General features: G+C 62.2%; 12 protein-coding genes. 8 read left to right on the forward strand and 4 right to left on the reverse strand.

Translation table 11 applies throughout. The features are described from left to right. Positions 1 to 50 precede the first annotated feature (50 nt). The 6 genes from glmM (at position 51) to JNB71_RS18440 (ending at position 7074) form a co-directional block, all read left to right on the forward strand. Entirely contained in the window at positions 51 to 1403 is a 1353-nt protein-coding gene (gene glmM, locus JNB71_RS18415; protein WP_220373249.1) for a phosphoglucosamine mutase, read from the forward strand. Between the two features lie 235 nt (positions 1404 to 1638). Continuing rightward, positions 1639 to 2457, forward strand: coding sequence for an outer membrane protein (locus tag JNB71_RS18420; protein ID WP_220373250.1), 819 nt, complete (start codon positions 1639 to 1641; stop codon positions 2455 to 2457). 186 nt (positions 2458 to 2643) lie between these two features. Next, a complete protein-coding gene (locus JNB71_RS18425; RefSeq protein WP_220373251.1) occupies positions 2644 to 3453 on the forward strand; it encodes an outer membrane protein in 810 nt (269 codons plus the stop codon). A gap of 152 nt (positions 3454 to 3605) precedes the next feature. Further along, positions 3606 to 4784, forward strand: coding sequence for a phosphoserine transaminase (locus tag JNB71_RS18430; protein WP_220373252.1), 1179 nt, complete (start codon positions 3606 to 3608; stop codon positions 4782 to 4784). Between the two features lie 75 nt (positions 4785 to 4859). Then, on the forward strand, positions 4860 to 6455 hold the full coding sequence (gene serA / locus JNB71_RS18435; protein WP_220373253.1) for a phosphoglycerate dehydrogenase: 1596 nt from the start codon (positions 4860 to 4862) through the stop codon (positions 6453 to 6455). A gap of 103 nt (positions 6456 to 6558) precedes the next feature. Next, positions 6559 to 7074: a GNAT family N-acetyltransferase gene (locus JNB71_RS18440; RefSeq protein ID WP_220373254.1), complete on the forward strand. Its 516-nt coding sequence runs from the start codon at positions 6559 to 6561 to the stop codon at positions 7072 to 7074. A 26-nt stretch (positions 7075 to 7100) separates the two neighbouring features. Here the strand turns inward: JNB71_RS18440 and JNB71_RS18445 are convergent, their stop codons facing one another. Continuing rightward, the gene (locus JNB71_RS18445) at positions 7101 to 8006 is read right to left on the reverse strand and encodes a DMT family transporter (protein WP_220373380.1); all 906 of its coding nucleotides are present in this window, start codon (positions 8004 to 8006) and stop codon (positions 7101 to 7103) included. 533 nt (positions 8007 to 8539) lie between these two features. On the opposite strand from JNB71_RS18445, the gene JNB71_RS18450 reads away from it, so the two are divergent. Together JNB71_RS18450 and JNB71_RS18455 are read left to right on the forward strand one after the other, a co-directional pair. After that, positions 8540 to 9838 (forward strand): adenylosuccinate synthase, encoded by a 1299-nt coding sequence (locus JNB71_RS18450; protein WP_220373255.1) that lies wholly within the window; start codon positions 8540 to 8542, stop codon positions 9836 to 9838. A 63-nt stretch (positions 9839 to 9901) separates the two neighbouring features. Next, positions 9902 to 12301, forward strand: coding sequence for a hypothetical protein (locus JNB71_RS18455; RefSeq protein ID WP_220373256.1), 2400 nt, complete (start codon positions 9902 to 9904; stop codon positions 12299 to 12301). 73 nt (positions 12302 to 12374) lie between these two features. On the opposite strand, the gene rpoH is transcribed toward JNB71_RS18455, so the two are convergent. The 3 genes from rpoH to JNB71_RS18470 form a co-directional block, all read right to left on the reverse strand. Continuing rightward, complete coding sequence (rpoH, locus tag JNB71_RS18460) at positions 12375 to 13280, reverse strand: RNA polymerase sigma factor RpoH (RefSeq protein WP_220373257.1); 906 nt, start codon at positions 13278 to 13280, stop codon at positions 12375 to 12377. 267 nt (positions 13281 to 13547) lie between these two features. Next, on the reverse strand, positions 13548 to 13805 hold the full coding sequence (locus tag JNB71_RS18465; RefSeq protein WP_220373258.1) for a DUF2171 domain-containing protein: 258 nt from the start codon (positions 13803 to 13805) through the stop codon (positions 13548 to 13550). A 76-nt stretch (positions 13806 to 13881) separates the two neighbouring features. Beyond that, entirely contained in the window at positions 13882 to 14904 is a 1023-nt protein-coding gene (locus JNB71_RS18470; RefSeq protein WP_220373259.1) for an RluA family pseudouridine synthase, read from the reverse strand. Positions 14905 to 14922 lie beyond the last annotated feature (18 nt).

Here is a 14922-nt window from a genome sequence, read left to right on the forward strand (position 1 = left end):
GGCCTGTGACTGACGTTGCGCCGGGGCCTTTGACAAGAATTGGAGTTTTTATGAAGCGCAAATATTTCGGGACGGATGGTATCCGCGGACAGTCGAACCTGTTTCCGATGACGCCGGATCTAGCCATGCGCGTCGGCGTTGCCGTTGGTACGATCTTTCGCAATGGCGCGCACCGGCATCGGGTGGTGATCGGTAAGGATACCCGTCTTTCGGGCTATATGCTGGAAAATGCGCTGGTGGCCGGTTTCACCGCCGCAGGTCTTGATGTCTTCCTGCTCGGACCTATACCGACCCCCGGCGTCGCGATGCTCACGCGCTCGCTGCGCGCCGATATCGGCGTGATGATCTCCGCCTCGCACAATCCCTTCGAAGACAACGGCATCAAGCTGTTCGGGCCGGATGGCTACAAGCTGTCCGACGAGATGGAAGGCCAGATCGAGGAACTGCTCGAAAAGGACATGGCGGCGCAGCTCGCCAAATCGCAGGAAATCGGCCGGGCCAAGCGCGTCGAGGGCGATATCTATCGCTATATCGAACACGCCAAGCGCACGTTGCCGCGCGACGTGACGCTCCAGGGCCTGAGGGTCGCGATCGACTGCGCCAATGGTGCGGCCTACAAGGTCGCGCCGCTTGCCCTATGGGAGCTCGGAGCGGACGTCGTGACGATCGGGAACGAACCGAACGGCATCAACATCAATCTTGACTGCGGATCGACCCATCCGGAGACCCTGCAGAAAAAGGTGCACGAGGTGCGCGCCGATATCGGCATTGCGCTCGATGGCGACGCCGACCGGGTGCTGATCGTCGATGAGCACGGCAAGATCGTCGACGGCGACCAGCTGATGGCGGTCATCGCCGACAGCTGGGCGGCCGAAGGCATGCTCAACGGTGATGGCATCGTTGCGACCGTGATGTCCAATCTTGGCCTGGAGCGCTACCTTCAGGGACGCAGCCTCAACCTGCATCGCACCAAGGTCGGTGACCGGTACGTGGTCGAGCACATGCGCCAGCATGGCTTCAATGTCGGCGGCGAGCAATCCGGTCATATCGTCCTTTCGGATTTCGGCACCACCGGTGATGGCCTTGTCGCGGCGCTGCAGATTCTCGCCTGCGTCAAGCGCCAGGGAAAATCGGTCAGCGACGTTTGCCACCGTTTCGACCCCGTACCGCAGGTTCTGAAGAATGTTCGGGTTTCGTCCGGCATGTCGCTCGAAAACGTCACCGTCCGTCAGGCAATCGCCGACGCGGAGGCGGAACTTGCCAAGAACGGTCGCTTGCTGATCCGCCCGTCCGGTACCGAGCCGCTGATCCGCGTCATGGCGGAAGGCGACGACCGGCAGCAGGTCGAACGGATCGTCGACGAGCTGATCAGTGTCATCAGCGCCGTTCGCAACGTCGCCTGAAGCGCATTCGCGTCCGAGATGCAAGGAAGGCCGGGTTATGCCCGGTCTTTTTTTTAGCTCTTGCTAGGAAGGCATCTGGAGTTGCTTTGTCATCAAGCAAACCCCTTAATAGTTACGGTAAATTTTTGTAGTTAATTGGACCTTAACCTTTCCTATTCATGATCCACTTCGACATCATTTATTGGAGGCCGCTCTCTCGGCTGACCAAGCAACAAAAAAATTTTGGAGTGAGGCCATGAAGTCTATTTTGATTGGCGTTGTTGCGGCGTTGCTCAGCACCGCAGCCTTCGCTGCGGATCTCTACGAGCCGCCGATCGAGCAGCCGATTGCCGAGCCGGTGCAGGTCGCTTCCGCCAGCGGTTGGTATCTGCGCGGCGACGTCGGCTACGCCTTCACCGATCTTCGCGGCGCGCACTACTATCAAGGCCCCGGCCGCTTCGTTCAGGACTTCGACGACGCCGATCTCGATGACACCTGGACGGCCGGGATCGGTGTCGGCTACCAGATCAACGACTATCTGCGCACCGACGTGACTCTCGACTACATTGGCGAGGCCGACTTCGAAGGCTCGACCACGGGTTCCTGCGGTGTTGCTGCTGCCTGTACGTCGCGTGACGTGGCGGCTCTGACGGCATGGAGCTTGATGGCCAACGCCTATGTCGATATCGGCACCTACGGTTCGTTCACGCCCTATGTCGGTGGCGGTATCGGTGGCACCCAGGTCCGGTGGGACAATCTGCGCAACACGAGCTGCGAGACGGCCGATCCGAGCAATTGCGATCCGACGATCGACCATGAGGGTCGTGACAAGTGGCGTTTCACCTATGCCCTGATGGCCGGTACGGCGATCGACCTGACCTGCAACCTGAAGGCCGATGTCGGCTACCGCTTCCGCCACGTGCTCGGGGGCGACATGTTCGGCTATGCATCCAATGGCGGCCCGGGCTCGGATGAGGGCCTCTACCTGCACGAAGCCCGCGCCGGTCTGCGCTATTCCTTCAGCGGCTGCCAGGAAGCCTATGTGCCGCCGGTCGAGCCCGCCGTCTACAAGTAACCCGCATCCAAAGATCCAGTTGCAAAGGCCGTCCGGTGTCCGGGCGGCCTTTTCCGTTGTGCCCGTCGTCAGGTTAAGAAGCATGGTTAACCGATGGTTAACCCGCGGCTGCGATAGTTAATCCTCGTAAATGCGGCCGGCCAAGGTGCCTCGCGCCGCGACGGATGGCTTTCCAAGGACGCGACGATGAACTGGCGACGTATTCTCCTCTCTGCATCCGCGCTGGCGCTGCTGGCCGCCAATCAGGCGACGGCGGCGGATGATCTGCTCGAGGCGCCCGAGGTCAGCATCTCGGCCGCCGAAACGGGAGGCCAGGGGTTCTATCTGCGCGCCGATGTCGGCTATGCCGGCTGGACGCAGGAGGGCGATCCGGCGGTTCGTCTCCTCGACGCCGGTACGGGTACGACGGGCACCGCGTCCTTCGACAACGCCCGCTTCGGCAGGCCGTTCTCCGGCTCGTTGGGCGCTGGCTATCAGTTCACCGACATGTTCCGTGCTGACCTGACGGGCGATTATTTCGACGGAGAGTTCGATGGTTCGGGCGAGGCGGACGTCCCCTGCGCCGGCGAGGCGGCCGGGACCTCCTGTGCCGCAAGCGAGCGCGCCGACTACAATGCAATCGGCATCATGGCAAACGGCTATGTCGATCTAGGCACGCTTGCCGGCCTCACTCCCTATCTCGGCGCTGGCCTCGGCGTGACGCACCTGCGCTGGAGCGACGTGTCGCTCAGCACCAGCTGCGTGCCGGGCGCTGCCGCCTGTTCCGGGGCCGGTGCCGTTGACCAGTCCTTCAATGGCGACAGCAGCTGGCGCTTGACCTATGCGCTGATGGCCGGTGTTTCCTATGACATGACAGAACGGCTGAAGCTTGACATCGGTTATCGCTATTCGCAGATCGATGACGGCGACATGTTCGGCAGCGGCGATACAAGCGGGCGGGACGACGGCCTCGGCCGTCATGAGGTTCGTGCCGGCCTGCGGCTGGCGTTGTGGTAGGCGGGGACGCAAGTCCCCCTGCCATGCTGGTCGCGTCAAAAATCTTTTCAACAGCGACATAAGTTCATTGACTTCCTTCCCGGTCCGCCATATTGACGGCGGCAGGCCACCTCTCCCTAACGAGAGGCTTTCTATCTGGAAGGATAGCTCAGATGACGACACCTGCGACGCCGGACATCCGTCCGCAAAACACCCATTTCTCTTCTGGTCCCTGCTCGAAGCGCCCCGGCTGGTCGCTCGATGCGCTCTCTGATGCAGCCCTCGGTCGCTCGCATCGTGCCAAGGTTGGCAAGAGCAAGCTGAAGCAGGCCATCGACCTGACCCGCGAAGTTCTGGAAGTGCCGGCGGACTACCGCATCGGCATCGTGCCGGCGTCCGACACCGGCGCCGTCGAGATGGCGCTCTGGTCGCTGCTCGGGCCCCGCGGCGTCGATATGGTCGCTTGGGAAAGCTTCGGCTCCGGCTGGGTATCCGATGTCGTCAAGGAGCTGAAGCTCCCCGACACCCGCAAGATCGTGGCCGATTACGGCCTGCTTCCGGACCTCTCCAAGCTCGATTTCGACCGCGACGTGGTCTTCACCTGGAATGGCACGACCTCGGGTGTGCGCGTTCCAAACGCCGATTTCATTCCGGCCGACCGCAAGGGCCTGACGATCTGCGACGCCACTTCGGCGGCCTTCGCTCAGGAACTCGATTTCGCCAAGCTCGATGTCGTCACCTTCTCCTGGCAGAAGGTTCTGGGCGGTGAGGGTGCGCACGGCATTCTCATTCTCTCGCCGCGCGCTGTCGAGCGACTGGAAAGCTACGAGCCATCCTGGCCGCTGCCGAAGATCTTCCGCCTGACCAAGGGCGGCAAGATCATCGAAGGCATCTTTCAGGGCGAGACGATCAATACGCCATCGATGCTCTGCGTCGAGGACTATATCGATGCCCTGCTCTGGGCCAAAAAGGTTGGCGGCCTGAAGGCGCTGATCGCCCGTGCCGACGCCAATGCGCAGGTCATCCATGACTTCGTTGCAAAGACGGACTGGATCGCCAATCTGGCCGAGGATCCGGCAACCCGCTCCAACACCTCCGTCTGCCTGAAGATCGCAGACAAGGATGTTGCCGCCCTCGACGCCGCCGCGCAGGACGCATTCGCCAAGGGCATGGTGGCGCTTCTGGAAAAGCACGGTGTTGCTCACGATATCGGCGCCTACCGCGACGCCCCGTCCGGTTTCCGCATCTGGGCCGGCGCGACGATCGAGACGGCCGACCTCAAGGCGCTGATGCCTTGGTTCGACTGGGCGTTTGCGACCCAGAAGGCGACGCTTTCCCAGGCTGCTGCCTGACAGGCTTATGGCCGCGCCGACAGGGCGCGGTCTTCCCTATCCTTTCAATTTTGACGAAACCAATGGAGGCCTCTCATGGCACCTCGCGTACTCGTATCCGATGAATTGTCGGAAACCGCCGTCCAGATCTTCCGCGATCGTGGCGTCGAAGTCGATTTCCAGCCGAAGCTCGGCAAGGACAAGGACAAGCTGGCCGAGATCATCGGCAATTACGACGGTCTCGCCATCCGCTCCGCCACCAAGGCGACGGAAAAGCTGATTGCGGCTGCGACCAACCTCAAGGTTATCGGCCGCGCCGGCATCGGCGTCGACAATGTCGATATTCCGGCCGCCTCACGCCGCGGCATCATCGTCATGAACACGCCGTTCGGCAACTCGATCACGACGGCCGAGCATGCCATCGCCTTGATGTTTGCCGTCGCCCGCCAGCTGCCGCAGGCCGACGCGTCGACCCAGGCCGGAAAGTGGGAAAAGTCGAAATTCATGGGTGTCGAGATTACCGGCAAGACGCTCGGCGTCATCGGCGCCGGCAATATCGGTGGTATCGTCTGCGCCCGCGCCATCGGCCTGAAGATGCACGTGCTCGCCTATGATCCCTTCCTCTCGAAGGAACGCGCCGAGGAAATGGGCGTCACCAAGGTCGAGCTCGACGAACTGCTGGCCCAGGCAGATTTCATCACCCTGCATGTGCCGATGACCGACAAGACGCGCGGCATCCTGAACCGCGAAGCACTGGCGAAAACCAAGCCGGGCGTACGCATCATCAACTGCGCCCGCGGCGGCCTGGTCGACGAGCATGCGCTGGCAGATGCCATCAAGTCCGGTCATGTCGCCGGTGCCGGTTTCGACGTGTTCGAGGTCGAGCCCGCGACGGAAAGCCCGCTGTTTGGCCTGCCGAACGTCGTCTGCACGCCGCATCTCGGCGCTTCCACCACGGAAGCGCAGGAGAACGTGGCCCTGCAGGTCGCCGAGCAGATGTCGGACTACCTCGTCAAGGGCGCTGTTTCCAATGCCATCAACATGCCGTCGATCACGGCTGAAGAAGCGCCGATACTGAAGCCGTTCATCAAACTTGCCGACGTGCTCGGCGCCTTTGTCGGCCAGGTGACGGAAAGCGCCATCAAGGAAATCGAAATCCTCTATGACGGCTCGACTGCCGCGATGAACACCAAGGCGCTGACGAGTGCAGCCCTCGCCGGTCTGATCCGCAGCCAGGTCTCGGACGTCAACATGGTTTCGGCGCCGGTGATGGTCAAGGAGAAGGGCATCATCCTCTCCGAGGTCAAGCGCGACAAGTCGGGCGTTTTCGACGGTTATATCAAGCTGACGGTGACGACGGCCAACCAGACGCGTTCGGTTGCCGGCACCGTCTTCTCGGATGGCAAGCCGCGCTTCATCCAGATCAAGGACATCAACCTGGATGCCGATGTCGGCAGTCACATGGTCTATATCACCAATACTGACGTTCCCGGCATGATCGGCTTCATCGGAACGACCCTTGGCGATGCCGGCGTCAACATCGCCAACTTCCAGCTCGGCCGTCATCATGCCGGCTCCGATGCCATCGCGCTGCTTTATGTCGACGGGGCGGTGTCGGAAGAGGTGCTCGACAAGCTGCGCGCCAACCCGGCGATCCGCCAGGCCAAGCAATTGGTGTTCAACGTCGATTGATCCCTCGATGTGCGCTCGGCCGAGCGCGCATAACTTCACGAATAGAACATGGACGCGCCGGGATTCGCCTCCGGCGCGTCTGTCGTTGACGAGAGCAATTGGCATGGACGCAAAGAATACCGCCTATCATTGGCGCCCCGCCGCTCCGGCGGACATCAGCGCCATCTACGACATCCAGTGCGTTGCTCACACTCTTCAGCCCGAGGCGCATGACGTGCTGCTGGAACGGCTGCTGCTTTGTCCGCAGGGATGTTTTGTGCTGGAAAAAGGCGGTGTGGTTTCGGGATATGTTCTCAGTCACCCCTGGATGCGGCGCGCACCACCGCCGATAGACGTCCGGCTCGGTGCGCTCCCGGCCGAGGCGGACGCGTGGTATCTTCACGACCTCGCTCTCCTTGCTGAAACGCGCGGTTCCGGCGCGGGAGGAAAGGTTTCTGCGTTGCTTGCCGAGCAGGCGCGGTCAGCCGGCTACGAAACGGTGGCGCTTGTTTCGGTCAATGGATCGCGGCGGTTCTGGGAACGGCAAGGTTTTTCGGTGCGTATGGACGGGGCGCTTGCCGAAAAACTGGCAAGCTATGGCGACCACGCTGTTTATATGGAGCGCGACTTGCCGCGATAAGGCATCTCGACGCGAACCGCCGTGCTTTACGAAGCCTGTTCGTTTGCTACCGGGCGCGGCCGGCCCCTCTCGGCAACCGCGATGCCGCCGAGTACCAGCGCCATCGCGACGACGTGGAATGTCTGCAGGGCCTCGCCTATGAGCGCGATGGACAGGAGCGTGCCGAAGATCGGGATGGTGTTGATGAACAGGCCGGCGCGGTTGGGACCGATCAGTTCGACGCCGCGCACATAGAGTATTTGCGACACCAGCGAAGGCAACAGGCCGGCATAGGCGACGATCGCCCAGCCTTGAGCATCGGGCAAGAGCAGCCGGCCCGCGGAAAACTCCCAGACGATCAGAGGTATGCTGCTAAGCAGGGCGCCCAGGGCGGATATCGCGATCAGGCTTTTCCAGTGAATATTCGGCTTCCAGCGCAGCGCTACGGTATAGCCGGCATAGACCAAGACGGCCGCCATCATCAGCGCGTCGCCCTGATTGAGTTCCAGGGAAAGAAGCGTGGAGAGCTCGCCATGCGAGGCGGTCAGCGCCACGCCGAACAGCGTCAGCGTGAAGCCGGCGATCTGCGCCATCGAAAAGGCCGTGCGGAAGAGCAGGTAGTTCAGCACGAAGATGACCATGGGGATGCCGGCCTGCTCGATGACGGCGTTGATGGCGCTGGTATACTGCAGCGCTGAATAGAGAAACGCGTTGAAGGCGGTGAAGCCGACCGTGCCGTAGCCGAGCAGGATCAGCCAGTTCCTGCGGATCTCGGGAAGGTCGCGGCGCACCTGCGGCGCCGCGAAGATCAAAAGCACGGTACAGGCAACCACCCAACGCAAGCTGGTCAGCATCATCGGGCTGACATGGCCGACCGCCATCTTGCCGGCGACCGAGTTGCCGCCCCAGATCAGGGTGGTGATGCAAAGAATGACATAGGCTTGAAGATTTATGGGCACGGTGTTCCTGGGCGAGGCATGTGGAGTACGATGGCGACAGGCGGAATAGCGCGGTCAAATCGGGCCGTCATCACACCGCGTTCGCATTGAATCAATCCGGCGCACATAAGGCAACCCCGCATTATTGGCCCTGCCGGACGGGGACGGGTCCACAAGCGACGGAACGCGGACATGTGCGGCGCTCTAGGACTTTGAAACTGCTGCATAGTTTTCTCCATAGCTCGTCGCATAAGGAAGTATGCAGCAGCCCTGGCTGCAAACAGGGATGGCGCGTCAATACCTTGGACCGAAGCATGCAAACAGGGTCGAATATCCAGTCAATCCTGTCCATCCAGCGGGTCTTTGCTGTGATCCCGCCCCGCCGAAGTCGGCGCTGCCTTTTCTCTTCGAGGCCTAAATGCCCTCTTTGTCATGCAAAAAGCCCCGATCCAGCCCTAAACAGGGTCGCTTTCCAAAAAACAAAACAGTATAGATGCGCGGGTTTGAAGACAGCGCAATGACTGGCGCGTGGAAACAGGAAAACTGAAATGACGAATGTCGTGGTGGTCGGATCGCAATGGGGTGACGAAGGCAAGGGCAAGATTGTCGACTGGCTCTCGGAGCGTGCCGACGTCGTCGTGCGCTTTCAGGGCGGTCATAATGCCGGCCATACCCTGGTGATCGACGGCACCAGCTACAAGCTTTCCCTGCTGCCCTCTGGCGTCGTGCGTCCGGGCAAGCTCGCCGTCATCGGCAATGGCGTCGTCATCGATCCGCATGCGCTGATCGCCGAAATCGAGAAGCTCGACAAGCAGGGCGTGACGATCTCGCCGGAAAACCTGCGCATTGCCGATAATGCGACGCTCATCCTGTCGCTGCATCGCGAGCTTGACGGTATTCGCGAAGACGCAGCGTCCAACAGCGGCACCAAGATCGGCACCACCCGCCGCGGCATCGGCCCTGCCTATGAGGACAAGGTCGGCCGCCGCGCCATCCGGGTCATGGATCTCGCCGACCTCGACACGCTGCCGGCCAAGGTCGACCGTCTCCTGACGCACCACAACGCGCTGCGCCGCGGCCTTGGCGAAGCGGAAGTGAGCCATGAGGCGATCATGACGGAACTGTCCTCTATCGCAGCCCGGGTCCTGCCGTTCATGGACACCGTCTGGCTGCTGCTCGACCGCCATCGCCGCAAGGGTGCGCGCATCCTGTTCGAGGGCGCGCAGGGCACGCTGCTCGACATCGATCACGGCACCTATCCGTTCGTCACCTCGTCCAACACCGTGGCGGGCCAGGCAGCCGCAGGCTCGGGCATGGGCCCGGGCGCTCTCGGCTACATCCTCGGCATCACCAAGGCCTACACGACGCGGGTCGGCGAGGGACCGTTCCCGACCGAGCTGCACGACGAAATCGGCCAGTTCCTCGGCGAAAAGGGCCATGAGTTCGGCACCGTGACGGGTCGCAAGCGCCGCTGCGGCTGGTTCGACGCCGCGCTCGTGCGCCAGTCCGTGGCGACCAACGGCATTACCGGCATCGCGCTGACCAAGCTTGATGTGCTTGACGGGCTCGATGAGCTGAAGATCTGCGTTGGCTACACGCTGGACGGCGTCGAGATCGATCATCTGCCGGCCGGGCAGGCGCAGCAGGCGCAGGCAAAGCCCGTCTACATCACGCTGGAAGGCTGGAAGGAATCGACCGTCGGTGCCCGCAAATGGGCAGATCTTCCAGCCCAGGCGATCAAATATGTTCGCCAGGTGGAGGAGTTGATCGGTGCGCCAGTCGCGCTGCTTTCCACCAGCCCCGAGCGCGATGACACGATACTTGTGACAGACCCGTTTGAGGACTAGTCTTCGCGTTCGCGACTGGGGATGGGTCTGGCGTAAGCACGCCGATTGTATGAGAAAGTTCTGATGGCGGATTTTGTTGCAGTCATTCGAAGGACCGTCGATGGTCTGTCGGACAACGTTCCCGAAATGCGGGCCAAGGTCTATGAAAAGGCCAGGGGCGCCGTCCGCCGTCAACTTGAAAGCATGAAGCCTCGTCCCTCCGACGAGATGATCGAGCGCCAGATGGTCAAGCTGGAAGCCGCCATCATGGAGGTCGAGAGCGATCACGCCGAAGCGCTTCCGGCGCTTGAGGAGGAGCTGGCTGCGGCACCGCCCGAGGTTGCTGCCGAGCCCGTCGAGACCACTGAGGAGCGCGCTGTGGCCGAGGCAGCGCCCCCGGCTGTCGCTGAAGGCCACCCGGCTGTCGAAACCGACGCCGAGGACAGTCATGGCGACGTTGTCCAGGAGCCGTCTCAGCCGGTTGAAGCTCATGCCGATGCCGTCGCGCCTGTCGACGAAACGGTTGAAAGCCCCGGCTTCGATGAAACGGCTGCGCCGGTTGCTGCCGGGGCGGGGGAAACTTACGCCGAGCAGGGCGAACCAGCACCGACGGCGGAACCTGTCGGCCAGGCGGAATTCGCCGCGACGGACGAGACTGTTGAAGCGCCGGCCGAAGACGAGCCGCAGCAACACGAACTGTCGCAACACCAACTGCCGCAACCCGAACTGCGGCGAGACGAGACGCCGCACGAACTGCGGCAAGACGAAGTCCCGCACGAAGAGCTGCCGCAAGCCGCTTCCGAACCCCCTTATGCCGTTGCCGCGCAAACCTCGTCCCAGGACGACGCGCATGTGTCGAGTCTTCTGGAGGATGAGTTCAGCGCCGCGCCAGCGACCGTCAAAGACAAGCCGATGCCCTCGGCGTCGTCGTCCGAGTGGGAATTGCCGGAGTGGAACGATCCGGTTCCCGTCGCCGCGCACAGCCAATCCGTCTGGACCGAAGCGGCGAGCGATGGTGCCATCACCGACGATATTCCCGACCTCACAGACTACGAGCGCGCCGAACCGGTCGCGCCGCGGCACGCCGAGTCCAGCGGCAAAGAGCAGGAGACCGCTGAACCCTCGCACTCCTGGGCATGGGACGATCGCGATCCCTTCACCCAGCAATCGGCAACGGGCGACAGCACCGAGCCTGCCATTTCCGACTGGTCCTGGCCTGTCGAGAAGCAAGCCCCGGCGGACGAGCAGAAGCCTGCCGGTAATGCCTGGAACGATGTCGACGACCTTCTCCATTACAATGCCCCCGCGGCGACCGGTGCTGCAGCGGCCTTTCAGCAGAATCGGGAAGCGGCGGGTGTCGGGGAGGATCTGGCGGTTCCCTCCAGGCCGGTCTCCTACCGTGCCGAACCGAAGCGTTCCTCGATCAATCTAAAGGTCATCGCGATCGTCGCGGCCGTTCTCATCATTCTCGCTGGCGCGACTTATGCGTATTGGCGAAACCAGGAGGCAGTGAACGCCTGGGTTACGGCTACGATTAATTCCCTGACTGCACAGGTCCCGGCCCAGAAGACGCCGGATGCGACGGGCTCGCAAGCGACCAAAAACGTCGCCACGCCGGAGGCGAGCAAACAGGCTGAAACCCCGCCCAGCACTGAGGTGGCTTCAGTTGAAGGCAGCAGCACCAAATTCACGCAACGGCTGCAGGCGGATGGTACGGAGGTCGATCAGGGACCTGCACCCGTGCCGGGAGGGGAAGCTGCCTCCGAGGAAGGCAAATCCGTTGCCGCGCAGACAGAGGCAGGCGCACCTCAGGACGTCGCGCAGGCAACCGGCGGCCAGGCCGACAATGCCCAACCCCCCCAGGCGGTGCCGGAGCAACAGACCGCAGTCAACCCGGCGACGCAGCAGATACCTGCCGGCGCCCAGAAGATGTTTCTCTATGAGGAACGGCTCGGACAGTCCGCGCCGACGGCTATCGAGGGCAATGTCGCCTGGTCGGTGAAGGAGGAATCTCCGGGTGGCGACGCCAAACCGGAGCCTGTCGTACAGGCGCAGATCAATGTTCCGGAACGCGGTCTGACGGCGTTGATGACGATCAAGCGCAATGCCGATACCTCGCTGCCGGCGAGCCATGTCATCGAGTTCGTTTTCTCCTTGCCGGAGAATTTCGAGGGTGGCAGCATCGAGAGCGTCCAGCGTGTGGCGATGAAGCGCAACGAGCAGGATCGAGGCGATCCGCTGATCGCTGTGCCGGCGAAGATCACGGAAGATTTCCACATGATCGCGCTTAACGATTTCCCCGAGGCAGTGGCGACGAATACCGAGCTGCTGCGCAGCCGCAGCTGGATCGATATCCCGCTAACCTATCGCAATGGTCGCCGCGCCCTGCTGACGCTTGAAAAGGGTCCTGCGGGCACCGAGGCCTTCGCAAAGGCCATGCAGGCCTGGAGCATCGTCGCCAAGCCGAACCCCGCCGGCCAGTAACTTGGCAGGCGCCGCCTGAACGCAAAAAGCCCGGCTGGATCCAGCCGGGCTTTTTGTTGAGGTGTCGATCCGATCAAGCGCTTTCGACGAGGCGAAGGGCATTCTGCCGGTCGAGCGCGGCCTTGCGAACAGCGTCCTGAACCTTCTCGAAGGCGCGGACCTCGATCTGTCGAACGCGCTCGCGGCTGATGTCGAATTCCGCCGACAGGTCTTCAAGCGTCACAGGCTCTTCGGTCAGGCGGCGAGCCTCGAAGATACGGCGTTCGCGATCGTTCAGCACCTTCATGGCGCCCGAGAGCAGGCTGCGGCGGCTTTCCAGCTCGTCCTGCTCGATGAGCATTTCTTCCTGTGTGTCGTGGTCATCGACCAGCCAGTCCTGCCATTGGCCGGACTCGCCTTCTCCCGCCTTGATCGGCGCGTTGAGCGACGCATCGCCGGAAAGGCGCTGGTTCATCGACACGACTTCGGCCTCCGACACGTTCAGCGTCGTGGCGATCTGCTTGACCTGCTCGGGCTTCAGATCGCCCTCGTCCAGGGCCTGGATCTTGCCCTTGAGGCGCCGCAGGTTGAAGAACAGCCGCTTCTGATTGGCGGTCGTGCCCATTTTGACGAGCGACCACGAGCGCAGGATATATTCCTGGATGGAGGCCTTGATCCACCACATGGCGTAGGTTGCCAGGCGGAAGCCGCGTTCCGGATCGAACTTCTTGACGGCCTGCATGAGGCCGACATTGCCTTCGGAAACGACTTCGCCGATCGGCAGGCCATAGCCGCGATAGCCCATGGCGATCTTCGCCACCAGGCGCAGATGGCTGGTCACGAGCTGATGGGCGGCCTTGCGGTCGTCATGCTCCTGGTACCGCTTGGCGAGCATGTACTCTTCCTGCGGCTCGAGCATCGGAAACTTGCGGATTTCGTCGAGGTAACGATTGAGACCGCCTTCTCCGGCGGTAATGGACGGTAACGTACTGCGGGCCATTAAGCACCCCCCTTTCGCGTTCCGGCCTCCTTGTGGCAAGCCGGGCTTGTGGGTCTGTCCGACCCCACATGCTCATAGATAAGTGCGGCGAAAGCATGATTCAAGGACTCCGGTTTCACGCGGGCGCGAAGCCGGAGAAGCGGATGCTCCATGCGGGTTACCACATGTAAATCGTGTTCTCCGGCGAGATATCAAGGGCGGAATTGCACAAAATTCACCCATTTGCCCGGCCTGTCCTGCGCGAGGCGGAATCTGCGGCAATCCCGTTCAGTGAACCGAAGAGCCGCTTTCTTCTTCCTCCGAGGAGATCACATCTGCGCTTCTTGCAGTCAGGCGAACCCGATTGTCATCGACGCTTTCGACAAGGTCGAGATCGATGAAGCGGTGATGGCCTTCGTGACCGGCGCCGCTGTCCTTCCTTGTGAGCTTTATCCGGTTTCCTTCGACGCGGTCCACGGTACCGATGTGCAGGCCGTCGGCGCTGACGACCTCGGCGTGTTCCCTGATTTGGCTGACATCGAACATGATTCTCTCCTTTCGCAGATTGGTAGAACGCCCCAAGCCGCAAAAGGATGCATGTTTTCTGAAGCCGTGGCGTGCTTCAACCGCGCAGTGCCTCGACCAGTTCACGCATATCGTCGGGAACCGGCGATTCGAAATGCATGGTTTCGCCGGTTGACGGGTGCTCAAAGGCCAGCATGAAGGCGTGCAGCGCCTGGCGGGGGAAGCGGTTAACGACGGCTTTTGCTGCATCGGGCAGCAGATTGGCCTTGGTCTTGAACGCTGCGCCATAATCCTGGTCGCCGATCAGGGGGTGACCGATGTGGGCCATGTGCACGCGGATCTGGTGCGTGCGGCCGGTTTCGAGATGGCATTCGACCATCGAAGCGAGCGCCGTCGCATCGGGCTTTTCGTGGTAGCGCTCGATGACCTCGTAATGGGTGATCGCCTCGCGCGCATCATCCGTACCTTCCTGCTTGACGGCACGCTTGACGCGGTCGCCGGCGCGGCCGAGTGGCGCATCGATCGTCCCCTTGAGGCCGCGTGGCCGCCCCCACACGACGGCCATGTAGGCGCGCTCCAGCGGCCCGGTGCGGCCGTGGTCGGCAAACTGGTCGGAGAGATGCCGGTGCGCGGCATCGTTCTTGGCCACCACCATGACGCCGCTGGTATCCTTGTCCAGGCGATGGACGATGCCGGGGCGCTTGACGCCGCCGATGCCCGACAGGCTGTCGCCGCAATGATGGATCAGCGCATTGACCAGCGTGCCGGTCCAGTTTCCGGCGCCGGGATGAACGACAAGGCCTGGCGGCTTGACCAGCACGATAAGGTCGTCATCCTCGTAGAGCACGTCGAGGGGGATATCTTCGCCCTTGGGTTCGGGATCTTCCGGTTCCGGCAGGCCGATCTCGAAGACGTCGCCCGGTTGCACCTTCTTTTTCGCCTCCGTCACGGTCTTGCCGTTGACGGTGACCTCGCCCTGCTCGATCAGGCCTTTGATGCGGTTGCGGGAAAACTCGCCGGCCAGCGCCTCCGTCAGGAACGCGTCCATGCGCCCGCTTGCGTCCTCATTTGCGGTCAGCACTTTCCTAATCGCCGGGGCTTGTTTAAAGGGATCGCTCATTCTTCGTTCCATTCCGCA

Source organism: Rhizobium herbae, assembly GCF_019511375.1.
Taxonomy (GTDB): Bacteria; Pseudomonadota; Alphaproteobacteria; order Rhizobiales; family Rhizobiaceae; genus Pararhizobium; species Pararhizobium herbae_A.

What these genes read in the sequence shown, in the direction of transcription:
- glmM (WP_220373249.1), top strand. Translation starts at nt 51, where the DNA reads ATGAAGCGCAAATATTTCGGGACGGATGGTATCCGCGGACAGTCGAAC.
- JNB71_RS18420 (WP_220373250.1), top strand. Translation starts at nt 1,639, where the DNA reads ATGAAGTCTATTTTGATTGGCGTTGTTGCGGCGTTGCTCAGCACCGCA.
- JNB71_RS18425 (WP_220373251.1), top strand. Translation starts at nt 2,644, where the DNA reads ATGAACTGGCGACGTATTCTCCTCTCTGCATCCGCGCTGGCGCTGCTG.
- JNB71_RS18430 (WP_220373252.1), top strand. Translation starts at nt 3,606, where the DNA reads ATGACGACACCTGCGACGCCGGACATCCGTCCGCAAAACACCCATTTC.
- serA (WP_220373253.1), top strand. Translation starts at nt 4,860, where the DNA reads ATGGCACCTCGCGTACTCGTATCCGATGAATTGTCGGAAACCGCCGTC.
- JNB71_RS18440 (WP_220373254.1), top strand. Translation starts at nt 6,559, where the DNA reads ATGGACGCAAAGAATACCGCCTATCATTGGCGCCCCGCCGCTCCGGCG.
- JNB71_RS18450 (WP_220373255.1), top strand. Translation starts at nt 8,540, where the DNA reads ATGACGAATGTCGTGGTGGTCGGATCGCAATGGGGTGACGAAGGCAAG.
- JNB71_RS18455 (WP_220373256.1), top strand. Translation starts at nt 9,902, where the DNA reads ATGGCGGATTTTGTTGCAGTCATTCGAAGGACCGTCGATGGTCTGTCG.
- rpoH (WP_220373257.1), bottom strand. Translation starts at nt 13,280, where the DNA reads ATGGCCCGCAGTACGTTACCGTCCATTACCGCCGGAGAAGGCGGTCTC.
- JNB71_RS18465 (WP_220373258.1), bottom strand. Translation starts at nt 13,805, where the DNA reads ATGTTCGATGTCAGCCAAATCAGGGAACACGCCGAGGTCGTCAGCGCC.
- JNB71_RS18470 (WP_220373259.1), bottom strand. Translation starts at nt 14,904, where the DNA reads ATGAGCGATCCCTTTAAACAAGCCCCGGCGATTAGGAAAGTGCTGACC.